The following is a 24,431-nucleotide window of genomic DNA, read 5'->3' as shown; positions in this document are numbered from 1 at the left end:
CAAGCGTCTCAGGATGGGTTAATGAGTCTTGAGGACTAGACCACTAGAGATGATATGGGTGTCGCGCTGTCATGCTATGCGCTAGCGGCATGGTGCCATGACGCTGTCACACCGTGATGATGTGATGCGGTGGCGCAAGGCGCCGAGGAATGCACCCGTGAATTCACCGGCCGTGCGCCGCAGACTGTGATCGATACTATTCGTGAAGCCGGTGTGAATGATCACAAACTATCCCATTACATCTGAAAAACGGAGACAATCAGAGCAGCGATACGAATACGGGTGAGCTGCCGGAAACGCTACCAGCGCAACCAGCGGTGAGTCCGTCCACCGGTCCAGTAGGAGATTAAGCAGCAATGGGGAATGCGCAGTGCCTGATCAGCACCGTATTGTTCGACATTGGTGGTGTGCTTGTCACACACCGACCTGATGCGGCGAAGATGGCTCAGGTCATGAATATGGATACCACCCCGTCAGACACCGTCAAGCTGGTTGATCATTCCATCTGGTTCCACCGTGATGCCTACGATGCTGGCTGTTCAGACCGTGAATTCTGGGACCACGTCGCAGGAGATTGCGGATTGGGTGAACTCAGCGATGCCACGATCGCCGCTCTCGTCCAGGAAGACATTACACGCTTCGACCTGCCTGACCCGGACGCCCTCGAACTCGTATGCGAACTGAAAGCCCGCGGAATGAACCTGGGGATCCTGTCCAACGCGCCGCACGCGATTGCCGACCGCTTCCCGCAATTGTCCTGGGCTGAGGCCTTCGACCACTTCACATTCTCCGCTCCGCTGGGCGTGTGCAAGCCGGCACAACGCATTTATAAAGAAGCAATCGCCCGTTCAGGGGTGCCAGCGGACAGCATTCTCTTCATTGACGATCGACAGCCCAATATTCGCGCCGCCACACTGGCAGGAATGCACACCATTCAGTGGACCGACCCAGCCACCGCGCGTGAGGCGCTGGTCAACCTCAACCTGCTCGACGAATGCGTCGCAGCGAGCTGACACGAGCTGCAGACACTCGCTGAAGTGCTGAAGTGACGAGGGCGCCTTCGGAAAGCACGCTCGACCACAACCTCACAGATCTGAGGCCACGAAATGCACGATGCGGTCGCACACCGCGCTGAATGAATCCTGCGCATCTGCAGCCTGAGGGAACAACGACGTGTCTGTCATTCCGGGTGCCACATTCGCATCGATGAACCACACAGTTCCAGCAGGATCAACGATCAGGTCAATGCGGGAGAGGTGACGCAATCCCAGCAACGCATGGATCTCCAACGCTGCTCCCTGGGCATGATCGAGAACATCCTGGTCAAGACGGGCGGGCACGAAGTATTCCGTGCTGTCCGTGGTGTAGCGGGCATCGTAGTCGTAACGCCCGTCATCGGTGACGATCTCAATAGGCGGCAAGGCCGTGGGCCCGTTCTCCAGGTCAAGAACAGAGACGGCAACTTCGGTGCCTTCCACGAAATTCTCGATCATGACGCGCTCACCATAGGCAAAGGCGTCAACCAGCGCCAGCCGCAGCTCCTCAGCCGAGGTCACTTTCGACAGACCCAGGGCCGATCCACCATCAGCCGGCTTCACGATCGCCGGGTAGTGCATTGTCTGATCCAGTGAATCCAGCACACCGGAGGCGCCAACCTGGCGGAAAAGTTGCTGAGGGAGTGTCACCCATCCGGGAGTGTTCAAACCCGATGAACCAACCAGGCTCTTGGCTGTGGGCTTATTGGTCGCCATCATGGCCTGAGCCGAGTTCGACCCGACGAAGGGAATATCAAGGTTTTCGAGCAAGCCCTGCAAGGATCCGTCCTCGCCCAGGGAGCCGTGAATCAGCGGCCAGATCACATCGGGCTGAAAATCCTTGATACCTGTCAGCAATTCACTGTCCAGGTCGCACACGCATACCTTGTGGCCCAGGTGATGCAAGGTGGATGCCACGCGGCGGCCCGACCGCACGGACACGTCGCGCTCGTGGGTAAGTCCACCAGCAATGATCAACACCCGCTGTGGGTGATCTGTCTGACGAGTCATAGCGTCGATACCTCCTGAGGTAGTCGTGGCAATATCTGTCAAAGAACGTGAGTGGTGTGAACAGTGCGCTCAGGCAGGTTCACGGACCTATTCAGTTATCTGAAGTCGGCAGTGTGGGCTCGACATCGATGTGCGCGTTCGCAGGGACCGACCCGACACCGAACATGTCCACCAGCTCCTTCTCAGCGTTGACCACAGTGGACAGACGTTGCACACCCTCGCGAATTTCCTCGGGAGTGGGGTAGCAGAACGATAATCGCATGTGATTGGTACCACGCCCATCATAGTAGAAGGCAGTTCCGGCCACGTAAGCGACCTGGGCTCGCACCGCGCGCGGCAGCATCGCCTTGGCGTTCAGGCCGTCGGGCAGCGTGACCCACGTGTAGAAGCCGCCCTCAGGATGTGTCCACGTGCAGTCCGGCATGTACTCAGCCAACGCCTTCATCATTGCGTCGCAACGCTCGTGATACATGGAACGGAAGGTTTTGACCTGGCTGTACCAGTCGTAATCAACCAGGTACCCGCCGATCGCCATCTGACCCACCATCGAGGGGCACAGGATCGCTGACTCGCTGGCCAGGACCAGTTTGTCGCGGATTGCGTGGGGTGCGTAGGCCCATCCGATCCTGAAGCCCGGTGCAAACATCTTGGAAAACGATCCCAGGTAGACCACGACTTCCGGTGCGTAGGACTTCAATGCGGGAAGCGGATCTGACCCGAAGCCGAGCAGTCCGTAGGGGTTATCTTCCACGATCAGCACGTGTTCACGCTGGCAGATCTCAACGATGTGCGGTCGGCGTTCCTCGCTCAGCGTCACGCCCGCTGGGTTGTGGAAGTTCGGAATCGTATACAGGAACTTAATCGTCTTTCCAGACTTACGCAGAGAGTGGATCATATCCTCCAACGCCTGCGGAATGATGCCATCGGCATCCATGTCGACGTGCACCACATCGGCTTGACGCGCACGAAACACACCAAGGGCTCCCACATATGACGGCGACTCCGCGATGACAACGTCACCCTCGTCAATGAACAATTCGGAAACAAGGTCCAGGGCCTGCTGCGAACCGGTGGTGATGACAACGTCATCGGGGTCGGCACCTGCGATGCCGTCATAGGACATGACGTCGCAGATCTGTTCGCGCAGCGGTTCCCAGCCTTGACCGGAGCCGTATTGCATTGCGACCGAGCCGTTGCGTGCAATCAAGTCGCGCGCCGAGTCAGCCAGGCGCTCAATAGGCAGGTCCTTCAGGTTGGGCATGCCGCCAGCCAGTGAAACAACTTCGGGGCGCGACACTACCGAGAACAACGCGCGGATTTCAGAGGCGCGCAGGTTGTGAGCTCGCTCGGCATAATGGTCAAACCATGGGTCGAGACGGTTTCCATGCTGAGCGGCTTCCCGGCCGGGCATCTGGCTCACAACGATTTCCTTCCATTGTGCTACGCAAGTGCTGATCACACGTTCTATCACCAGTGTGCCACCACTTCACACACGGTCAGTAACGGTGACACTCGTGAGGCGACATATGATGAATCAGGTCACACTAGCGCGCCGATGTTTCATCGCGCAAGCACTGTCCAGTCCGTGACGCAACTCGGTTTTCGGTTGCGCACCATCCCACGTGCGGGTGGGCTGCTCGTCGTCATACGGATTGATCAGGACGGCGCTGGGAACCCACGTCACATGCCATCGTTTCGCAAAGGTGACGAACTGCGGGGCGTCGGTATCGACAGCCACAACCGTGACATCTGCAGCGAATTCACCTGCAAGTTCGTCGAAAACCGGCTCAACCATGCGCGATTCGGGACTCCAGTGGGCCAGGCATGCAATGAAAACGATGCGGTCGTCGGAAAGGAGCGTGTCGAGTTCACGCAGGTCGACACGCTTCACAGTGTTGCCAGGTACCGTTCAGCGTCGAGGGCGGCTCGGCACCCTGATCCCGCTGCCGTAATGGCCTGCCGATACATGTGGTCCACTGCGTCACCGCAGGCGAATACGCCAGGCAGTGATGTGTGGGTCGACGGCTCGTTCACGGTAATGTAACCGGCTTCGTCCAGGTCAATCTGGCCGCGCACGATGTCGGTGCGTGGCAGGTGTCCGATCGCAACGAACACGCCCTGGACGGGCAAGGTGGTCTCAGAGTCGTCAACGGTGGAACGCAAAACGAGGCCTTCCACCTCGGTGTCGCCCTCGACGCTGGCTACTGTCGAGTTCCACGCGAAGGAAATCTTCGGGTCAGCCTTGGCGCGGTCTGCCATCACTTTGGAGGCGCGCAGTTCGTCGCGACGGTGAACGATCGTGACGGACTGTGCGAAACGAGTCAGGAAGGTTGCTTCTTCCATTGCGGAGTCGCCGCCACCGATGACCGCCAGGTCCTTGTCCTTGAAGAAGAAGCCGTCGCAGGTGGCGCAGTAGCTGACGCCGTGGCCGGAAAGCTCATCTTCACCTGGCACGTTCATGTGGCGGTATTCGCTGCCGGTCGCAAGGATCACGGTGCGAGCCTGCAGTGTCTCGTCATCGAGTGTCACGGTCTTGACGTCGCCCTCGAGGCTGACGCTGCGGGCATCCTCGAAACGAATATCGGCACCGAAGCGTTCGGCCTGGGCACGCATATTCTCCATGAGTTCGGGCCCGAGGATACCCTCAGGGAAACCGGGGAAGTTCTCCACGTCCGTCGTGTTCATCAGGGCGCCACCTGCGTCCAGTTCACCTGCGATGACGATGGGCTTCAGGCCGGCGCGCCCGGTATAGACAGCTGCCGTGTATCCGGCGGGGCCTGATCCGACGATGATGACGTCATGAACGGTGCCGTCGGTGTGAGACTGTGTAGCCTCGGTGGCCTGGTCGGCGGTTTGAGGGGCCGTTGCATCGTCCGCCTGACTGTCGCCCAGGCTGATTGCGTTGATAGAGGGGATAGAGGAGACGGAAAAATCAGTCATGATGCACCTTGTCATTCCACAGTGACTTCATAGACCCACGCCTGGTTGCTACCTTCGTCAGACGAGGGCATGTAGCGGAACATTAACACGAGGCCCTGGGTCTCAACAGGCTCCGGTAATGTGATGTCAGTTGTCGGACTCATTGCCGTGGTTGCCAGCTCTGTGCCGTGACGTGCAGCGGTGACGTCAACTGACGGGTCGACGGAGGTGAGGACCAGCTCGCCTCCGGTAGTGCCCGGAGCCATGTGGACAGTCACCTTGGACACGGTGGCCTTTTCCTGCAGGTTCAGTTTGAGTGAGACGATCTCATCGGGCGGGAACTGGTTGTAGTCGAAGGAACGCGACCTCCATGCGGTGTCCAGTTTCCCGTCGATGGCGTAGATCGCCTGGTCCGGGTTGTCACCATTGTCGTTACGCCACGACAAAGCATCCACGGAGGTGACCTGCGGACGGATGATTTCCGGTTCGACAGGTTGATCGGATCCTGACTGGCCGGATCCTGACTGTTCTGCAGATTGGCCGGATTCCTGCTCGTTGTGGGTAGGACTGAATGAGAAGCCTTCGCCGGATACAGGTGCGAGCATGGTCTTGACACCCCACAGCCCGCCACCGATGACCAGGATCGCCGCAAAAATCACGGTCGGAATCGTGGGATTGATGCGCGTGGTGAGGGCACGGCTTGTCGTCGAAGATGCGTTCGAGGCCGGCTCGGGCTGCTCGGTTGCTGTGGGCTGTTCGGTTGCTGCAGATTGCCTGGTCTCAGACGCAGCTCCCGCAGCCTCGGTTGTTCCCGTCGTACTTGCTGTGCCGGCTGTACCTAGAGCGCCGGCCGCACCTATGCCACCTGAAGCGGCAGCTGCCGGCGGCACGGAGTGATCACTCGACTCGTGACCCGAGGAGGCATGATCGGTGAGCCTGCCGAACGCAATCTCATCGAAGCTGGGACGCGCGGGCTGATGAGCGCCATGTTCATGAGAGCCAAACTGATCGAGTTCGTCGTTCTCATCAGGTTCGGGTGGGTAGGGCACGGGATGCTCCTTAGGTGTGTGAGCTGGCGTCGGTTCAGAGGCGCGCAGGTCGTTCGCTTGGGATTGTACTAAGTGTGGAGTCTCTTCGTCGGGCGTCACCGCCGAGGCGAGGCCGTCTTGAGCATCCGGCTCCGGCGTCGCGGCACCCCACCTGCTGACCACCGGCATCTCACCCGTGTTCGTCGGATCTGAAGGTGAAAACCCTCTTTGCAGAATGCTCGAGAGGATCTGTGCATCCTCTTCCACCTGGGCCGGGTCATCACTGTGATGAGCGTCAGCGGGGAACGGGTCAGCATGAAGAGTGGTGTCGTATTGCGCGTCGGTGAGTTCCTGACCAACCTCAGCCTGCTCGCGACCCAGGAACTTTGACCAGTCAAAGAAGTGAATCTGCGTGCGTTGCGAATCGGTATCGTGCGAGGACCCGTCCACCACCGCGTCGGCCCGCGTGCTTTGCTGCTCACCAGAATCCGCTGTCGGCTGCGCGTGATCTGCGGCAGCTGAATCCGACTCGTCGCGCTCAGCGTCGGGGGCTTGCGGCACGGTGGTACGTGCGTGTGAAGCAAAAGAGGCGGTGGATGCGCCCGCTCCTTCAACGACGAACACCTTGCGGATCAACGCTGGTACGGGTAGTCGACGGTTCACCTTGCGCACAGCATCACTGGTGGAGGCAGGATCAAGCAGACGCATCATCAATGCGAACACGATGGTGACGACGAGGGCGACCGCCACGGCTTTCACAGCTGCGACCAGCCAACGCGCCACCCACTGATCGATCGGGGTGGAAGCCCCCATCAGCCAGATAGCCACACCACCGGCCAGACCCCCCACACCGGCGGCAGTGAAGTATTTGATATAGCTGGCGACAATCAGACCCGGGTTGACGTAGCGAATCTTTCGCGCAACCCAGAAGACGGCGATAAAGCCCTGGAGGAGTCGGCACACCGTTTCAGCTGCGCTGGCCCCGATGGTCCACCAGCCGGGTCCTGCCAGGAAGAAAACTGACCATCCGACGATGATCTGAATGATCGTCGGGACGATTCCCATCAGGAAAACAGGTTTGGCATCCTCGTAGGCGAAGAAGACGCGTTGGCTCATCAGCACCATGCCGGTCGAAGCAACGCCCGGCATCAGGGCGATCAACACTGCCGCGTAGGCGCGCACATTCTCCGGCGAGGCCATCGGCAACACCAGCTGCATGACCGGCACAGCTGCCGCGATCAAAATGGCTGCAGCCAGCAGCGTCAACAAGGTGATGACATTGACGCCTGTGTGGAAATTCCGCGCGACCTCCCGGTGATCATTTTCGGTGACCGCATTGGCCATCCGAGTGAAGATCGCGGTCGCCAGCGACACGGAGATCAATGACTGAGGAACCATGTACACCATGAACGCTGCCGTGTAGGCCACGTAACCGGCAATGGACGCGTCATGCAGAGTGGCCCAGTGGTCAGCCTGCGTAGCCAGGTTCGTCGTTGAAATAATGCCGATCTGGCTCACGCCGAGCGTGGCGAACGTCCAGCCGGCCACGCGTGAGGCGGACTTGAAGGACGTGCCCTTGAAATGCCAGTCGATGCGCAGCTTCACGTCAGCGTGACGCAGCGGTATCAGCAAGATCAATGCCTGGAGGATCACGCCGAGCGTGGCCGATCCGGCCAGCACCCAGAACTGAGAAGAGGTGAATTCTTCAATCGGGAAGACACCGTGGTGAGGGCCCCACAAGATCAGGAAGATGCTCAGACCCAGGATGGCGATGACATTGTTGAGCACCGGCGCCCACATATAGGGACCGAACATGCCGCGCGCGTTCAGCAATTCGCCCAGCAGGTTGTACACCCCATAGAAGAAAATCTGCGGCAAACACAGCAATGTGAAGGTGATGGTCAGTGCGCGGGCGGGACCCTCGTAGCTGGAGGCGAACAATGTCACCAGGAGCGGCGAGCCCACCATCATCACGATAGTGACGCCGAATAGGATCAGTCCGGCCAGCGTGAGGAGGCGCGAGACGTAACGATCCCCAGAACGTGACTTCAGTGCGCGCACGATCTGCGGAACGAGGACAGCGTCGATGACACCTGCCGCCAGAATGTTGTAGACCGTGTTGGGCAGCGTGTTGGCCACCTGGAAGGTCGCTGACACGGAGCCGGCACCTTCACCGATCGCGATGATCAGCAGCGCGGTTCGCACGAATCCGAGGATGCGGGAGACCAGGGTGCCTGACGCCATGATGGCTGACGACTTCAGCAGGGACGTCTGCCTGGGGGCACGCGAATCAGATGCATCGTGTGACTGGTTCATGGTGTGTCTCCATCATCTGAGTGTGTGTGCTTGCGTCGCGACGACACTAACGGGTCGCGTGATCGCCACTGCGAGCGCACATTGCGAATCAAACCGACGCAGAACGCCACTGCAACCAGCCCCGCGATTGACCACGTCCCAATATCCTCCCACTGTGCGCGCAAACGTACCATGACGGACTGAGAGCTATCGAGTATGGTGCCACGCGGTGTGGCCACAATGTAGGTGACGTCGATATTCCCCGATCCGATGGCCTGAACTGGAACTTCGACGTTACCAGTGGAGTTCGCCTCGAGGGGCTGAGCGGCGCTGGGTGTCGCACGAAGACGCGCATCGTCAGGTTTCAGCGTTGCGGTGACGGTGATTGTCCACGGCAGCTTATTCGTCACGCGCACAGGGAACGCAGCCGTCTTGTTAATGACATTGATCGTCGCTGATGGTTCGGCATGGACCAGTGAGTACAGCTCGCTGATCGCTCCCTGCAGGTTCTTCGCCGCCTCAATGGCGTGATCATCGTCGTGTCCTGCACTGACGGCGTTGAGCATCGCCATGTTGACGACGCTCGTCAGCTGGTGGGGTTCGTCGAGTGCGGTCGCCAAGGCTGCAACCTGAGCGCGTACTTCGTTCAGCGTGTGCAGTGTGTGCTCCCAATGGTCAGGGACCTCAGGTGTGGGATGTACGTCTTCACGCTCGGTATCGGTGGGCTCTGACGTTGCAATCTCGGCGAAGGAACGCGGTGCCATCCAGTCCGACTGTGTCAGGGAGCGGATACGTGATACCAGTTCGGAGTTGACGGCGGTGTTGCGCGCCACGGTCACGAGCTGAGGTCGGGCGATATTGGGAAGCTGACGCGTGATCAGAGCACCCATTGCCTGGGCTGCCTGACGCGCATCCAGCTCATCGCTGTCTGTAGGCGCATCCCACGCCAGCAACTCCGTGAGCTCACGAGTCGAGGTCAGCACCGTGCGAGTCGAATCAGATGCGCCCTCCGTGTGGGTGTGACCATCATCAGCATCGACTTCGACGCGTGTCACGGATGTGAAAGAGGCGTCCTCGGGAGGCGCGACTTCACCGGCGGGTGCAATGATCGTGCGGCCAGTTGACTCCGGCAGCATGGACAGCCCGAAAGTCGATGAGCGTGGCCACAGCACTGATCCGATGACGCTGACTGACTGAGCTGAACCAGTGCGTGATGTGGTCGAATCTGCCTGACCGGCCTGATTGACGACCTGCTCGGGCGTGGACAGCGTGCCGAAAACGCTCATCGACTCACGCGCCAGTTCGGTCAGACGCTCATCGCCTAGCTCTTGCAGCCGAGCGGGGTCTGCATCCATGCTGGGCAGGGCAACAACCTGCCCCCCCGATCCGACGAGGGTGTCCAGTGCGCGCGAGACAAACGCGGAAGTTGCCGGTGAATGCCACCATGACGGTGTGGGGTACCTGGGTGAAGGCCAATGAGGAAACGGAGTCATCTCTGCTGGACCGGCGCTTCCGCTTTGAGGCTGATCGCCGGATTGAGAGCCTGCATCTGCCGCCGTGCCGTTCGCGCTGTCGGACTGAGTGCCTTCAGGTTGGCTGCTTTTACCGGATTGCGCCGGGGAGGCCGAATCAGAATCGGAACGGGCAGTGGATTGGGACTGGCTGGTCGGAGCAGTCGACTGCGGCTGGGCGCTTGTCCCGGCAGATTGAGCCTGGTCAGCGGTCGCAGTCGGTGAGCGCAGCCGCCCGTCGGCGTCAAGAATGCCGGTGCGCACAAAACTGGTCAACGCTTCAGGATCAACAGCCAGTGTCACGCCTGGTGTGCGGGCAAGTTCACTGAGAGCTTTCCACTGCTCCGTGGAGCCAAATGCCTGAGTCGACGTGAAAGGAACCAGCACCGATATGGGTGTCTGCTGACGCTCATAGTAAGAATCCCACACGACCACGGAGCGGTCCTCACCGTCTATATCACCCTCATCAGTGGTGGCCTGCGCCTGGACGCAAATACCGCGCGGCCCCCACTCAAAACTGTCATCCAGCGGCAGCTCCTCGGCGGGAACCGACAAGGTGAAACCCACTTTCTGACGCGGGCCAAGCTGCCTGTCGATGGTGCGTTCGGCTACCGGGATGCCGGCATCAGTGTGGCCCGAAAAGTATGCGCTCAGGTCAGGTGCCGCGACCGCTGAATGGACGGACATGAACAGGCGCAGCACAGTTGACGAGGTGGCCTGTGCACCCGAAAGGTTCGTCAATGTGCCCGACACGGTGAGCGTTGACGTGTCATCAAGGACAGTGGGTGTGATCGACGTGATCGACACCTGCAGATTGCCGCCCTCATCGGCTTCACCGAGCACGCTGGGGCGCGTGGTGTGAATACCGGACGGGTCACCCTCGGACGTGGAAGTAAAAGAAGCAACACGCGCACTGGTGTCAGTTAGTGGCATGCTCGAGGCACCCGCGGGCGCGCACAGGCACGCGGCAGTCACAATGGCAGTGACGACCGTGGAGAAAACGCGTGCGCGGCTCTTCATCACACGTCCCGGTACAAAAGATCCAATGCGATTCTGACGATACGACGCTCGTTCGGATAGGCGAGTTGGCGCATCAGCTGCTGCAAGGATACCCACGACGCGTCTTCAGCTTCGTGATCAGGGTCCATTTCCACGGTGATCGATCCCGACACGTAGCCCATGAGGAAGTGGTGCACCACCTTGTGAACACGCCGATCAGGAGAGGAAAACCAGTAGTCGATCGACGCGAGGTGACGAATGATCCGTCCGGTAATCCCCGTCTCTTCCGCAACTTCGCGCAATGCGGCTTCCTGAGCGGTTTCGCGTCCCTCCAGGTGGCCTTTCGGCAGGCACCATTCGATGCGGCCGGCCCGGTTACGTCGCGCAATGATCGCCGCGTAAGGGGTACCGTTGACAACATCGATAACGAGGCCGCCCGCCGATGTTTCTCCCACAATCGGCAGGCGGGAACTGGCAGAGTGATACGCCCGTATCGAGGCATGGTGGCGTGGGGGACGAGGTGTCCCCACACGGCGCTCATAACGACGGGCTGACATAGTTCCACTCTATTAGTCTTGGAGCGATGGCGGGTGACGTGACATTCCTGCGTCGCGGCTCCTGAGGTTTTTCGAGGCCTGAAAACGTGGCACTCTAGTACGTAATGGATACGCACAAGCACGGTTCCCACGCTGACCGCCAGCAACTGAAAGGACACGGTGTGAAGACACGCGCACTCGAGGGTGTCGGATCTCAGGACGTGCCAGCTTTGCTGGTCAACGCTCAACGCACATTCAGCCATCTACCTGCGCAAGTACTGGAAATGGCGCACCTTTTTGACGACGCTGGCCAGGAAATTGCGCTGGTGGGCGGACCTGTGCGCGACGCGTTCCTCGGCGTGACGCCGCATGACTTCGACTTCGCAACATCGGCACGCCCCGACGAAACCGAGGAGCTGCTCAGCAAGTGGGCCGACGCCGTGTGGGACATCGGCAAGAAGTTCGGCACGATCGGGGCACGCAAAGATCACATCGTTGTGGAAATCACCACATACAGGTGCGACGAGTATGACATCGGCTCACGCAAGCCTGACGTCACATTCGGAGACACGCTCGAGGGAGACCTGACGCGCAGAGACTTCACTGTCAACGCCATGGCGATGCGGCTGCCGACGATGGCACTTGTGGACCCTCACCACGGTCTTGACGATCTGGCCGACGGACGCCTGCGCACACCTGTCACCGCTCAACAATCATTCGACGACGACCCGCTGCGCATCATGCGTGCGGCGCGTTTTGCCGCCCAACTGGGCATCGACGTCGACATGGATGTGATGGATGCGATGGAGTCGATGGCCTCACGGCTGTCGATTGTGTCCAACGAACGGATCCGGGCCGAATTTGAACGCCTGATGGTCAGCCCGTACCCGCGGCGCGGCATCGAAGTCATGGTGCACACCGGCGTGGCAGCTGTTGTCATTCCGGAGCTGGACGCACTGGTCGATACGCGCGACGAACACCGTCGCCACAAGGACGTGTACGAGCACACGCTGACCGTGCTCGATCAGGCGATGGACCTGGAAACCGGGCTCGATGGCCCTGTGCCGGCACCGGACCTGATTTTGCGGCTGGCCGCGATCATGCACGATGTGGGCAAGCCTGCCACGCGGCGCTTTGAAAAAGACGGCACCGTGTCGTTCCACCATCACGAGATTGTCGGCGCGAAACTGACGCGCAAACGCCTCAAGGCCTTGACCTTTGACAGACACACAGTTGATGCGGTGACGCATCTGGTGGCGCTGCATCTGCGTTTCCACGGTTATGGCGAACAGGCCTGGACTGATTCGGCTGTGCGCCGCTACGTTGCTGATGCTGGTGACCAGTTGGAGCGCCTGCACCGCCTCACTCGAGCTGACTGCACGACGCGCAACCGCCGGAAAGCGATGCACTTGTCGGCCGCTTATGACGATCTGGAAGCACGCATCGCTCAACTACGTGAACAGGAAGAACTCGATGCGATCCGGCCGGATCTGGATGGCAGTCAGATCATGGAAATCCTCAACATTCCACCTGGCCGCGATGTGGGTCGAGCACGCCAGCACCTGCTGGACCTGCGCATGGAGAACGGCCCGATGGGTCAGGACGCGGCACGTGAGGAACTACTGCGCTGGTGGACCCGGCAGGGTGCCAGGGACTGAAACACCCGCCGGCCGCCCAAGGCACGGCGTTCGCACCGTAAAACAGTGGCCGGACTGTACACTGAATGTGAAGGGCGTCATAGCGCGGATCAGACGCCCTCGCGCCACGACAAAGGATGAAAGAAGCTCACGATGACGATTACTTCACCTGAAACGGCAAGTGCTGATATTGGCGTGTATGGAATGGGCGTGATGGGGTCGAATCTTGCGCGTAACCTCGCACGCAACGGGTATCGCACTGCGGTGACGAATCGTTCACCCGGTCGCACGCTGCGCCTCATGGACCAACATGGCGACGGATCCGAGGGCATCTTCATTCCCTCGGAAACCACCGAAGACTTCGTGAAATCGCTCGAAAAGCCGCGCGTGGCCATCATTATGGTGCAGGCAGGTGAGGCCACTGACTGGGTCATCGAACAGCTTGCGGACCACATGGACGAGGGTGACATTATCGTGGACTGTGGAAACTCCCTGTTCACTGACACGATTCGCCGTGAAAAGTGGGTGCGTGAGCGTGGGATGCACTTTGTCGGTGCTGGCGTTTCAGGCGGTGAGGAAGGTGCTCTGTGGGGGCCGTCCATCATGCCGGGTGGAACCGAAGAGTCCTACAAGCGCCTTGGCCCGATGTTTGAAACGATTTCCGCCCATGTGGACGGCGAGCCGTGCTGTACGCACGTGGGTGCTGATGGCGCGGGTCACTTCGTCAAGATGGTACACAACGGCATCGAATACGCAGATATGCAGGTCATCGCGGAGGCCTACGACGTGCTGCGCCGCGGCATGGGTGCTACACCGTGCGAACTGGCGGACATTTTCGACGAATGGAATGCGGGCGAGCTGAATTCGTACCTCATCGAGATCACGGCGCAGGTGCTGCGCCACAAGGATGCAAGCACAGGTGAGCCGCTGGTGGATATGATCGTGGACCAGGCATCGCAGAAGGGCACCGGCAAGTGGACCGTGCAAACAGCGCTGGACCTGGCAGTTCCCGTCACCGCCATTGCTGAAGCAACCTTTGCGCGCGGCGCATCCTCGCAGACCACGCAGCGTGAAGCCGCACAACACATGGAGGGCCACGCCCAGGAACTGAAGGTAGAACAGGCCGATCATGACTCCTTTGTTGAGGACGTACGACGCGCCCTGTTCGCCTCCAAGATCATCGCCTACTCACAGGGATTCGATGAGATCGCTCAGGGGGCATACGCCTACAACTGGACGATTGACAAGGCCTCTGTGGCGCGGATCTGGCGCGCAGGATGCATCATTCGTGCCACGTTCCTGTCCGACATTGGGCAGGCATACGACGAGGATCCCGATCTGCCTCTGCTCATGGCAGCCGAACCCTTCGCCTCCCGGATCGAGGAATGCATCCCGTCACTGCGCAAGATTGTGGCATTGGCAGCGACGCACGGCATTCCTACCCCCGTGTTCTCGTCGTGCCTGGCCTACTTCGACACGGTGCGTGCCGACCGACTGCCGGCAGCACTGATTCAGGGTCAGCGTGATTTCTTCGGCGCGCACACCTACCGGCGCGTCGATCGCGAGGGAACATTCCACACGCGGTGGGCTGACGAGGGCAAGCCCGAAGAACAGTGGGACTAGGCTCGGACCATACCCAGGTGTGATTCCCTTCATGGAAAAGCTGGGATTTCCATGTGAAACGAGGGGAATAGTGGCGCGGTTCATGGCGCGATCACCGTCGACATGCTTACGCTGAAGGGCAAGGCTCATAGAGACGGTGCCTGTAACGAAAGGTGAACGCGTGTCGAAAAACGGCAGGATGAATCCGGATGAGGCCAAGAACGGGCGTCACTCGTCCCGCTCATCGCACGGCACATCGCGAGGGGCGATGCGTCCCGATCCGGCATTCCCCAAGCGCGCAGCGCGACATGAAGGAACCCGTCGGTCATCCGCTTCCAACTCGTCGCCCGGGACTTCCAGGCAGGCTGGCTCCGCTGCGGCAGGCAATGCCGGTGGACGGAAAGGCGAAACCAGCCGGTCGAACTCACGCAAGACCAGTGGACGCACAGCGAATGGGCGCAAAAGGCGGTCATGGGGTAAACGCATCGGCCTTGCCTTCGTGTTCAGCGTCCTCGGCGTCATTATTGCCGGACTGGCATCCTTCCTGTTCCTGTACGCCACGTTGGATATTCCCAAGGCCGACCAGGTGGCCTTGGCTCAGACCAGCACCGTGTATTACGCGGACGGCACCTCCGAGATGGGGAAGTTCTCTGAGATCAATCGCTCCATTATCGACACGTCCACATTGCCGGACTATGTGGGGCAGGCCGTTGTTGCCTCCGAAGACCGCACTTTCTATTCCAACTCCGGAATAGATCTGAAAGGCATTGCGCGTGCCCTCGTCAATAATCTGAGAGGACTGCCGCGACAAGGTGGCTCCACGCTCACCCAGCAGTACGTGGAGCGCTACTACATGGGTGAGACTACTTCGCTGAAAGGCAAGGTCAAGGAAGCGGTCCTGGCGGTGAAGATCAACCGTGAGCAAACCAAGGACGAAGTGCTGGGCAACTACCTCAATACTATCTATTTCGGCCGGGGAGCCTACGGCATCGAAGAAGCCTCGAAAGTCTTTTTCGGACATCCGGCATCAGAACTGACCCTGTCAGAATCCGCGCTGCTGGCAGGGATCATCCCGGCACCATCGGCGTGGGATCCTGCAGAAGATCCTGATATGGCGCACTCACGGTGGGAACGAGTCATCTCACTGATGGTGCAGGACGGGTGGATCGACCAGGCGGAAGCAGATCAGCAGCAATTCCCGCAGACCATTGATTTCCAGGAGACGACCTCGTCAATGACCGGGACGACCGGCTACCTCCTGCAGCAGGTGCGTCGCGAGCTGGCCGAGACAGGTGCGTTCACTGATGAGCAGATCGATTCGGGTGGCCTGTCGATCATCACCACTATCGACAAGGCTCGTCAGGAAGCCGCAATCAATGCGGCCCAGATGATGAACGAGGTCGAGGGATGGAACCCTGATTCCATGCACGTGGCGCTGTCTGCCATTGACCCTGCAACGGGGGAGATCGTCGCTGAGTTTGCGGGCAGTGACTATCAAAAAGTTCAACGTAATGCGGTCACTGATGACATTGCACAGGCCGGTTCAACCTTCAAGCCGTTTACCTTGCTGGCGTATGCCGATCAGGGCGGCAGTGTCTACGATCAGGTTGATGGCAGTTCACCGCGCTCATTTGACGGCCTGGCTGAACCAGTGTCGAACGTGGGGAACACCTCGTGGGGTAATGTGTCGTTGATTAAGGCAACGTCCTATTCAATCAACACGGCTTTTGTGACGTTGAATGAGAAAGTCGGTCCGCAGGCGACAGTGGACACAGCCGTGAAGCTGGGAATCCCTGAAGACACGAACGGGCTCGATGCGACGCTGCTCAACACGTTGGGTGTGGCATCAACGCACAACATTGACCTCACCCATGCGTATGCCACTATCGCCAACGGCGGGACACGGATGAACCCGCATATCCTGCGAGAGGTGCGTGACTCTGTTGGCAACAAGGTCTACAGCGCGCAGCTTGAGTCGGAAAAGGTCTTTGATGCAGAGACGGTCAGCGCGATTATGCCGGCGCTCAAGGCAGTGATGGAGCCGGGTGGCACCGGTGAGAAGGCGGCAGTTCTGGGACGTGAAGCGGCCGGTAAGTCTGGTACGTCAGATGATCAGAAGTCCGCACAGTTTGTTGGAATGGTTCCGGGCCTTGTCGCCAGTGTCTCGATGTATCAGTCCGACGAGGCCGGCAACCCGGTTTCGCTGGATAACATCGGCGGCCTGTATCAGTTCCACGGAGGCGACTGGCCAGCTGACGTGTGGGTGAAATTCATGGAGGCTGCAACTGCTGACCTGCCTAACGGTGACTACTCGTGGTACACCGAACCGAACCCAGTTCAACAGAACACTCCACCAACGCCGACACAACCTCAGTCGGTCCAGCCCACCCAGCCGACTCAGCCCACACAACCCGAACCAGCTGAACCGACTCAGCCCACACAACCCGAACCAGCTGAACCGACTCAGCCCAGCCAGCCTGGTCAGGGTCACGATGACGACCACGATACGGGCGGCTCTCAATCCTCCTAGGCGTCTGGCGCTGGTGGGCACGTGGGCCTAGCCGGTTGGCTATCCGACTGCATGAAAATCGAGCCGCACCCACAGTGTGGAAAAAATCCACTGCGCGGGTGCGGCCCGGTATGAATGTGCCCGGCGTCCCGGAGCCTCCTTACAGAAACGGAGTACTCATCGGAACGCCGGGATCACACTCGGTGGTGTGTCACTGTCACTCAGCGATGACGCGGACATGCAGGTTTGCAGACACCTCAGAGTGCAGGTTGACCTTGACGGTGTAGTCTCCCAGCGTCTTGATCGGAGCAGGGATAACGATCTTGCGGCGATCAATCGTCTGGCCGATCTGATCCTGAACGGCCTGAGCGATGTCGGCACTTGAAACGGCGCCAAAGAGTCGATCGTTGGAACCGGTCTTGCCGGAAACAGTCACGAACTTGACTTCCTGGAGCTGATCGCGCACGACGCGGGCATCGTCGACGGACGCGATTTCGCGCTTGCGGCGAGCACGAGCCATGTCGTCAATCTGGCGCTGAGCACCCTTGGACCATGCAGTGGCAAGGCCGCGAGGAACCAGGTAGTTGCGAGCGTAACCGCTTCTCACCTCGACAACGTCACCGGCTGAACCGAGCTTGTCGACATCGTGGGTCAAAATGAGTTTCGTTGTTGCCATCAGAAAAAGCCTCCCTATGAATCTCAGCGACCGGACGAAGAGTACGGCAGCAGAGCCATCTCGCGGGCGTTCTTGACGGCCTTGGCGATGCGGCGCTGTTCCTGTACGGATACGCCAGTGACACGGCGGGCACGGATCTTGCCGCGGTCCGAGATGAACTTACGCAGCAAAGCAGTGTCCTTGTAGTCAATGGATTCGATCTTGGCCGACTTCAGCGGGTTGGCCTTCTTCTTAATGGGCTTATTGCGAAGTTGAGGCTTCGCCATAGTGTTCTCCTTGGATCCAGGTAATCGCTGTGATTACCCCATACGAAAAATGAAGCGATAAGAATGCATTGCGAAAGCGCGTTGCGTCAGATCAGCGTCGCCCTCGTCAATTGAATTTAGAAAGGCGGCTCTTCACCGAAAGAGGACGCTCCCTCGGTGCGCCACGGATCGGAAGTGGACCCTCCGGCGGGCGCATTGTAGCTGCCTTGTTGCTGACCATATCCACCCTGGTAGCTGCCGGAACCACCTTGCGCGCCAGCGCCTGACTGGCTCTGGTATCCACCCTGGGAGTATCCGCCCTGGCCGGAATCGCCTCGAGGAATGCGGGTCACTTCAGCCTTTGCGTAACGCAAGGATGGGCCGACCTCGTCAACCTGCAGGGACAATTCACTGCGCTGCTGGCCATCGCGCGTTTCATAGGACCGCAAAGTCAGGCGACCCTGGACGATGACGCGCATGCCTTTGCGCAGGGTTTCGGCCACGTTCTCAGCCGCGTCGCGCCAGACGGAGCAACGGTAGAACTGTGTGTCTCCGTCGCGCCATTCGTTCGCACTGCGGTCGAACGAGCGTGGGGTCATTGCCACCGAGAAGTCGGCAACGGCTACTCCCGATGACGTGAAACGCAATTCGGGATCTCTGGTCAGGTTTCCGACGATTGTGACGACAGGTTCTCCAGCCATGTCAACTCCTTTGGTGGGTGGTCAAACGCTCTTAATTCAGCGTGCGTCAGGGCGCATCAGTTTGTGGCGCAGGATGGACTCATTCAAGCCCATCAGACGTGTTGCTTCCTGTGCAGCCTCAGGCGTTGCTGTCATGTTAATGACAACATAGATGCCTTCAGATTGCTTCAAAATGTCGTAGGCAAGACGACGCTTGCCCCAGACGTCCACCTTTTCGACGGAGCCGTCGCTGGCTTTCACAGGGGCCAGGAACTTTTCCATCATGGGGACGACGGTGCGCTCGTCGATCGTTGGATCGAGGATCACCATCAGTTCATATGTACGCACGTGTGTACCCACCTCCTATGGTCTTAGCGGTCACGGACTTTCCGTGACAGGAGGGTAATGCGTGGACAGTGTCCCTTATGCAGAACACGGTCCGAGTGTCTATTTTAGTCGCTTCGAGGCTCTCTTAGCTACCCCGCGGAGTGAATCTGTGCGGTCGAGTTCGCCACATCCAACGGCCGGCAAGGAGGCTCATGTTCAGTGCAGGTCGGCAATAGCGCGGCGCGGTGACCACCAGGTGCGCCACGCGTTCACGAGGCCGCGCACCCCCAGGAACACGTAACCGAAGATCAGCCACAGCGCCACCATTGCTATACCTTGATCCGCTGGGCTCAGTGCGTCATCAATGCGCTGGGCAGCCATCCATCGCTCCAGTGTCCACAGACACGGAAGGTAGACCACCATCATGAAGACACCGCCAAAGGCCAAGGTCTTGCCGTGCCCCGCGCCGATCAGGACGCCGTCAAGCAAAAACACGACCCCTCCCAACGGCATGGCGCAGGCGCTGGCAATCAGCGCCCATGTCGCAATGTGGTGCATCGATGGGTCAGAGCCGAAGAAGTGAGGCAAAAACGGGCTGGAAGCAGCGATGAGTACCGCGAGAATCAGGCCGACAGCTGCGCCCCACACGGTGAGTTTGCGCAGCAGGGTGCGCAGGTGCTCGCGGCGTCCGGCACCCAGATCGAAGCCCACCAATGCCTGCGCGGCGATGGCCAGCGCATCCAGTGCCAGCGCGGTGAACATCCACACGGCGTTGACCACCTGGTGTGCCGCCAAGGCGGTGACGGAAATGGAGGTGGCAACCATGAGGGTGGCGATGGTGGCGATCCTCATGGCGACGGTGCGCACGAACAGGGGAGCGCCGTCCAGAGCCGCATTCCAGATTCCCGCTCCTGATGGCCGCAAGGACACGTGCCGGCCTCGCGCTTTGGACAAGATGACGGCGACAAGGACGACAGCCATCAGTGTCTGAGCCAGCGCGGTTCCCAGTCCCGACCCGGCGATTCCCATGTCCAGCCCGTAGATGAACAGCGCGTTGAGGGCGACGTTGAGTGCTGCACCTCCGGCGGCAACATACAGCGGCGTGGTCGTATCGAGCAGGCCGCGCAGTGTGCCTGTGGCCGCCAGGACAACGAACATTCCGACCAGGCCGGGAGAGGCCGTGTGCAGGTAGGCGAGCGCGTGCGGCATGACGTCAGGTGAATTGCCCAGGGTTTCCACGAGCGCCCGACCGCCCAGGATCAAGCCGCATGCGGTGACAATGCCGCATCCGGCTGCCAGCCACATTGCTTCAATACCGGAGCGAATGGCGCGCACGCTGTCACCGGCCCCGAGTGCCTGTGCAGCGAGCGCGGTTGTGGAATAGGCCAGAAAGACGAACAGTCCGACGATGGTTTGGACGATGGTGGTGGCGGTGGCCAGGCCGGCCAGCTCTTCAGTGCCAAGGTGGCCCACCATCGCGGTGTCGATGAGGGTGAAGATGGGTGCTGCGACGAGTGCTCCCAGTGCCGGGATTGCGAGGGACAGAATCTGACGGGTCAGTGACCCTGAGGGGGTGGTGGGGGCGCTGTGAGAGGAGTGTGACGTGGATGAAACCGTACCTTTATGTTCATCTTGAGGGTCGCAAGAATTCATCTTCTGTTCATCCACTGATTACGCTCCTATTTGTTGTCCACACATTGTGCATAGATCTGTGGACAACCTGGTGGTGATGTTCCGCATGAAAACGCCTCTTGAGCGATTTGCATGGTGGTGGGGATCAGATCCCCGTCCCAACTTTATCCACATGTACTGTGGACGACCTGCCGAGTTGTCCACAGTCTATCCACACGTTATCCACATCAAGTGATCCTTGAGAGCTTCGCGTGAGGCGGAAAAAGAGGATAACCTCGCGTATGCGCGCACGAGCGGGCGCAGGCAATGGAAGGATTGGCAGGCCGATGGCGTCAGATTCAGATTTTGACCGGGTTCCACCGCAGGATCTGGATGCGGAGATTTCTGTGCTGGGCTCGATGATGCTGTCGAAAGAAGCCATCAACGACGTCACGGAAGAGATTCGCGGCTCGGACTATTACAAGCCTGCTCACGAAACTATCCACAACGTCATCGTGGATCTTTCCGGTCGAGGCGAACCGGCCGACGCCGTCACCGTGGCCGGCGAATTACAGCGTCGCGGCGAGCTGCAGCGCGTCGGAGGCGCCACATATCTGCACACCCTGATTGCAGCCGTCCCCACAGCGGCGAACGCCGGATATTATGCGCGAATCGTGCGCGAGCGATCGTTGCTGCGACGCCTCGTCAGTGCCGGTACACGCATTGTGCAGCTCGGCTACGCTGATGCCGGCGGCGACGTCGATGAAATCGTCAATCAGGCGCAGGCGGAAATCTACGCTGTTTCAGAACGTCAGGCGAGCACGGATTACCTGTCGATGTCGGACGTGTCGGAGTCCATCCTTGACGAACTTGAGGAAATTGAACGCAACAAGGACAAGCTCAAGGGCGTGCCCACCGGGTTTGCTGATCTGGACCGACTCACCCAGGGTCTCCACCCCGGTCAGATGATTATTGTCGCCGCTCGACCGGCAATGGGTAAATCGACACTTGCACTGGACTTTTGCCGCTCGGCATCGATCCGCCACGGTGTCACATCGGTGATCTTCTCACTGGAAATGTCGCGCTCCGAAATTGCCATGCGCCTGCTGTCGGCAGAATCCGGCGTCTTCTTGCAGAAGATGCGCGCAGGTGAGATGACCAGTGAAGACTGGAGGCGCGTGTCTGCCACCACGGCGAAAGTGTCCGAAGCTCCGCTCTTTATTGACGACTCGCCCAACATGGCGATGACGGAGATTCTGGCCAAGTGCCGCAGACTGAAACAGCAGCACAACCTGGGCCTCGTTGTGGTGGACTACCTGCAGTTGATGACAGCTGGACGCGAGATGGAATCGCGTCAGCAGGAAGTGTCCACGCTGTCTCGCCAGCTGAAGCTGCTCGCCAAAGATATTGAAGTTCCGGTCGTGGCTGTCGCACAGCTGAACCGTGGGCCCGAGCAGCGAACAGATAAGAAACCGATGATGGCTGACCTGCGTGAATCCGGGTCGTTGGAGCAGGACGCCGACGTCATCATGTTGCTGCACCGCCCGGAGTACTACAACTCCGAGGAACGCCCCGGTGAAGCCGACATCATCGTCGCCAAGCACCGTAACGGTGAAACTGCGACGATTCGCGCACTCTTCCAGGGTCATATGGCACGTTTTGCGAACTTCACGGGACGTGAAGAACCGGGCGCATAACCCCTTCACTTCATCAGGGTTTACCCTGAATCTCCCCTTGCCTTCGGTTTGGAGGGTAGCCAAGCGGCGCTGAGTGTTGCACGGTAGAAGGCAAGGAAGGAGAGTGAAACCTGATGAGCACACTCCGCGACACTTTTCGTGGCACCACACCTATGACCCCGACGCTGCGGTCATTCGACCAGACTGATCGTCGCCATGTTCAATGCACGAATGCGCGCCATATTGCCGCCCGTAGTCACACCGACACGACGATGATTGACGTTGAGGAAGTGCGTATGCATATGCGCATGCGGGGCGCTCGCCCTCGAACCACAATGCTGGCCGGAGGAAACTAAGGGGTACGGGCCACCCGCTGGAACACGTAATACGCGGGAATAGCAAGCAGGAACCAGACGGCAATGACGAGGTGATGGCGCATGTCGTCAGCCGGTGGGAACACAGTCATGAGCGTATTGGCCATCCCGTGGAACACCATGCACCACAGGACTGATCTGGTGAAGGCGACCAACAGTCCCAACCACGCACTGAGCGCGAAAGAGGTCAGTGCGAATGCCGCAAATGAGGATCCCTGATGCGGGTTGCCGTCGATCCACCACAGGGGGATATGCCAGCATGCCCATACCGCCCCTACAACGAGGGCCGCTACTAGGTCTGGCGCTATGAAATTGTGAAAGCGGCGCGCGAGCAGAGGCTGCATGATTCCACGCCAGCCCCATTCTTCATTGCCGCCGGCCACCAGCGTCACGACCAAGAAGATGGACACGATGGCGATCAATGAGGTGCCTGCCGAGTCGGCGGGTGCACTCCATCCGTGTGATGACAGCCAGAATGCGGCGACCTCAAGCAAAGCGCACAGGAGAAAATAAAGCGCAGCGTGCGGGGCACGACGGGTCAGAAAATGCGCGAGATTTTTCCACGAAAAACCACCCGGCAGGCACACGCAAGCGGCGATGGTCGGGCCGAATCCACCCAGAACAAACAACGCCATAGCGGGAATGTCGGTGGCGCGAAGTGATGTGAAGTGGACCAAGAGTGCTGTCGCGCCCCAACAGATCCATGTGATCGCGAATGTCGTGAGTAGATATGTCACAAGACGGCGCCACGGATTATCGCGCACGGCCCTGCTCCTTTCACGTGCAGCGTCGAGCGGGCCGGGCTCTTCGGCGCCTGTTTATTCCGATGAGAGTGTGAACTTGAAGGAGTAGCGCTGGGCATCGTAGTAGTGAAGGCCGTATTCAACTGCTGCGCCCGCACCGTCATATGCCGTGCGCTCCATTGTCAAAAGCGAGCTTCCAGTTCCTATGTGTAACAGATCCGCTTCGACCTCGCTGGCGTTTCGGGCACCGACAGACTGGGTGGCGGACAGCAGCTCGATGCCGCGCTCGCGGATGCATGAATACAAGCCCTGGTGCGCCAGATCTGTGAATGAGGGGGCGTAGCGAGCCGGCAGCAGATTCGTCATGATCGCCAGTGGCTTGTTGTCGATCCAGCGGCGGCGGGTGACGCGAACAATTTCCTCGTCGACGGTGCATCCGAGTTTGGCGGCGTCATCCTCGTCGGCCAGGAGAACTTCATAGCGCAGCACTTCGGTGCGTGGGGTGAAGCCGGCTTTTGTCAGGTCGTCGTTGAGGGAGGTCAGGGCGAGGGGGCGGCGGACGTGTTTGGGGGTGACGCGTGTGCCGACGCCACGCCGGCGGGTCACTAGGCCACGGGAGACGAGTTCCTGGAGTGCGCGGCGCGCGGTGGGGCGGGAAACGGACAGGCGGCATGCCATGGAGATTTCATCTTCGATCAGTCTGCCGGGTAGGAGGGTGCCGGTGGAGATGAGATGTTCGAGAGGTTCGGCGATCTGGGTGTACAGGGGCGTTGAACTGGTACGGTCCAGATCGATTGACAGCTCAAAGGGTTCGTCGAGATTTCCTTGGTCACTGGCCATTGTGGGTTCCTTCAGATCGTCTCATGATGGGTTCATGTCATTGAGCGAATCGTATCACCTGAGGACAAACGAATATTTGTTATGACATGCGAGGTTGGTCGGTGCGGAGCGCGGAAAGCCGATGGTGTCCGCCTTGACAGAGGCCTTCATGCTCTATATTGTTTTAGTGATTAACAAA

At 59.6% G+C, this 24,431-nt stretch carries 20 protein-coding genes; 6 read left to right on the top strand and 14 right to left on the bottom strand.

The features are described 5' to 3' along the window. Positions 1-356 precede the first annotated feature (356 nt). Entirely contained in the window at positions 357-1,013 is a 657-nt protein-coding gene (locus AC1DA5_RS06935; RefSeq protein WP_070726070.1) for an HAD family hydrolase, read from the top strand. Between the two features lie 72 nt (positions 1,014-1,085). Here AC1DA5_RS06935 and AC1DA5_RS06930 read toward each other — a convergent pair whose 3' ends face one another. The 7 genes from AC1DA5_RS06930 to AC1DA5_RS06900 form a co-directional block, all read right to left on the bottom strand. Then, entirely contained in the window at positions 1,086-2,045 is a 960-nt protein-coding gene (locus AC1DA5_RS06930) for a D-alanine--D-alanine ligase family protein (RefSeq protein WP_070726068.1), read from the bottom strand. A 91-nt stretch (positions 2,046-2,136) separates the two neighbouring features. Then, positions 2,137-3,456 (bottom strand): aminotransferase-like domain-containing protein, encoded by a 1,320-nt coding sequence (locus AC1DA5_RS06925; RefSeq protein WP_480289704.1) that lies wholly within the window; start codon positions 3,454-3,456, stop codon positions 2,137-2,139. Positions 3,457-3,579: 123 nt separating this feature from the next. Further along, positions 3,580-3,936 carry a thioredoxin family protein gene (locus AC1DA5_RS06920; protein WP_070726064.1) on the bottom strand — a complete coding sequence of 119 codons (357 nt, stop codon included), beginning with the start codon at positions 3,934-3,936 and terminating at the stop codon, positions 3,580-3,582. After that, the gene (gene trxB, locus AC1DA5_RS06915) at positions 3,933-4,985 is read right to left on the bottom strand and encodes a thioredoxin-disulfide reductase (RefSeq protein WP_070726062.1); all 1,053 of its coding nucleotides are present in this window, start codon (positions 4,983-4,985) and stop codon (positions 3,933-3,935) included. The genes AC1DA5_RS06920 and trxB overlap by 4 nt, the downstream gene beginning before the upstream one ends. A gap of 11 nt (positions 4,986-4,996) precedes the next feature. Continuing rightward, the gene (gene murJ / locus AC1DA5_RS06910) at positions 4,997-8,308 is read right to left on the bottom strand and encodes a murein biosynthesis integral membrane protein MurJ (RefSeq protein WP_480289672.1); all 3,312 of its coding nucleotides are present in this window, start codon (positions 8,306-8,308) and stop codon (positions 4,997-4,999) included. Continuing rightward, positions 8,305-10,818 carry a DUF6049 family protein gene (locus AC1DA5_RS06905; protein ID WP_070726057.1) on the bottom strand — a complete coding sequence of 838 codons (2,514 nt, stop codon included), beginning with the start codon at positions 10,816-10,818 and terminating at the stop codon, positions 8,305-8,307. Before AC1DA5_RS06905 ends, murJ begins: the two co-directional genes overlap by 4 nt. Then, entirely contained in the window at positions 10,818-11,354 is a 537-nt protein-coding gene (locus AC1DA5_RS06900; RefSeq protein ID WP_082628632.1) for an NUDIX hydrolase, read from the bottom strand. The genes AC1DA5_RS06905 and AC1DA5_RS06900 overlap by 1 nt, the downstream gene beginning before the upstream one ends. Before the next feature lie 212 nt (positions 11,355-11,566). Here AC1DA5_RS06900 and AC1DA5_RS06895 point away from each other — a divergent pair, with 212 nt between their 5' ends. The 3 genes from AC1DA5_RS06895 (at position 11,567) to AC1DA5_RS06885 (ending at position 17,102) form a co-directional block, all read left to right on the top strand. Then, positions 11,567-12,991 carry a CCA tRNA nucleotidyltransferase gene (locus tag AC1DA5_RS06895; protein ID WP_083314423.1) on the top strand — a complete coding sequence of 475 codons (1,425 nt, stop codon included), beginning with the start codon at positions 11,567-11,569 and terminating at the stop codon, positions 12,989-12,991. Positions 12,992-13,123: 132 nt separating this feature from the next. Beyond that, the gene (gene gndA / locus AC1DA5_RS06890; RefSeq protein ID WP_070726055.1) at positions 13,124-14,593 is read left to right on the top strand and encodes an NADP-dependent phosphogluconate dehydrogenase; all 1,470 of its coding nucleotides are present in this window, start codon (positions 13,124-13,126) and stop codon (positions 14,591-14,593) included. Positions 14,594-14,753: 160 nt separating this feature from the next. Further along, positions 14,754-17,102, top strand: coding sequence for a transglycosylase domain-containing protein (locus AC1DA5_RS06885; protein WP_480289670.1), 2,349 nt, complete (start codon positions 14,754-14,756; stop codon positions 17,100-17,102). A gap of 196 nt (positions 17,103-17,298) precedes the next feature. On the opposite strand, the gene rplI is transcribed toward AC1DA5_RS06885, so the two are convergent. From rplI to AC1DA5_RS06860, 5 genes are all read right to left on the bottom strand, one after another. Then, positions 17,299-17,757 carry a 50S ribosomal protein L9 gene (rplI, locus tag AC1DA5_RS06880; RefSeq protein WP_058237599.1) on the bottom strand — a complete coding sequence of 153 codons (459 nt, stop codon included), beginning with the start codon at positions 17,755-17,757 and terminating at the stop codon, positions 17,299-17,301. A 23-nt stretch (positions 17,758-17,780) separates the two neighbouring features. Then, entirely contained in the window at positions 17,781-18,023 is a 243-nt protein-coding gene (rpsR, locus tag AC1DA5_RS06875) for a 30S ribosomal protein S18 (RefSeq protein ID WP_058237600.1), read from the bottom strand. 116 nt (positions 18,024-18,139) lie between these two features. Then, entirely contained in the window at positions 18,140-18,703 is a 564-nt protein-coding gene (locus AC1DA5_RS06870; RefSeq protein WP_070726052.1) for a single-stranded DNA-binding protein, read from the bottom strand. A 36-nt stretch (positions 18,704-18,739) separates the two neighbouring features. Continuing rightward, the gene (gene rpsF / locus AC1DA5_RS06865) at positions 18,740-19,030 is read right to left on the bottom strand and encodes a 30S ribosomal protein S6 (protein ID WP_058237602.1); all 291 of its coding nucleotides are present in this window, start codon (positions 19,028-19,030) and stop codon (positions 18,740-18,742) included. A 195-nt stretch (positions 19,031-19,225) separates the two neighbouring features. Then, a complete protein-coding gene (locus AC1DA5_RS06860) occupies positions 19,226-20,677 on the bottom strand; it encodes an MATE family efflux transporter (RefSeq protein ID WP_227469238.1) in 1,452 nt (483 codons plus the stop codon). Between the two features lie 290 nt (positions 20,678-20,967). Between AC1DA5_RS06860 and dnaB the strand changes: the two genes are divergently transcribed. Both dnaB and AC1DA5_RS06850 read left to right on the top strand, forming a co-directional pair. Further along, positions 20,968-22,317: a replicative DNA helicase gene (dnaB, locus tag AC1DA5_RS06855; protein WP_058237603.1), complete on the top strand. Its 1,350-nt coding sequence runs from the start codon at positions 20,968-20,970 to the stop codon at positions 22,315-22,317. 113 nt (positions 22,318-22,430) lie between these two features. After that, positions 22,431-22,652 carry a hypothetical protein gene (locus AC1DA5_RS06850; protein ID WP_058237604.1) on the top strand — a complete coding sequence of 74 codons (222 nt, stop codon included), beginning with the start codon at positions 22,431-22,433 and terminating at the stop codon, positions 22,650-22,652. Here AC1DA5_RS06850 and AC1DA5_RS06845 read toward each other — a convergent pair. Further along, positions 22,649-23,305, bottom strand: coding sequence for a CPBP family intramembrane glutamic endopeptidase (locus tag AC1DA5_RS06845; RefSeq protein WP_157886257.1), 657 nt, complete (start codon positions 23,303-23,305; stop codon positions 22,649-22,651). The genes AC1DA5_RS06850 and AC1DA5_RS06845 overlap by 4 nt on opposite strands. A gap of 183 nt (positions 23,306-23,488) precedes the next feature. Further along, positions 23,489-24,253: a GntR family transcriptional regulator gene (locus AC1DA5_RS06840; RefSeq protein ID WP_058237606.1), complete on the bottom strand. Its 765-nt coding sequence runs from the start codon at positions 24,251-24,253 to the stop codon at positions 23,489-23,491. Positions 24,254-24,431 lie beyond the last annotated feature (178 nt).

The organism is Pauljensenia sp. C0254C2, from assembly GCF_056583835.1.
Note: the sequence above shows the minus strand (reverse complement) of the source record. Positions and strands in the feature narration are given on the sequence as shown.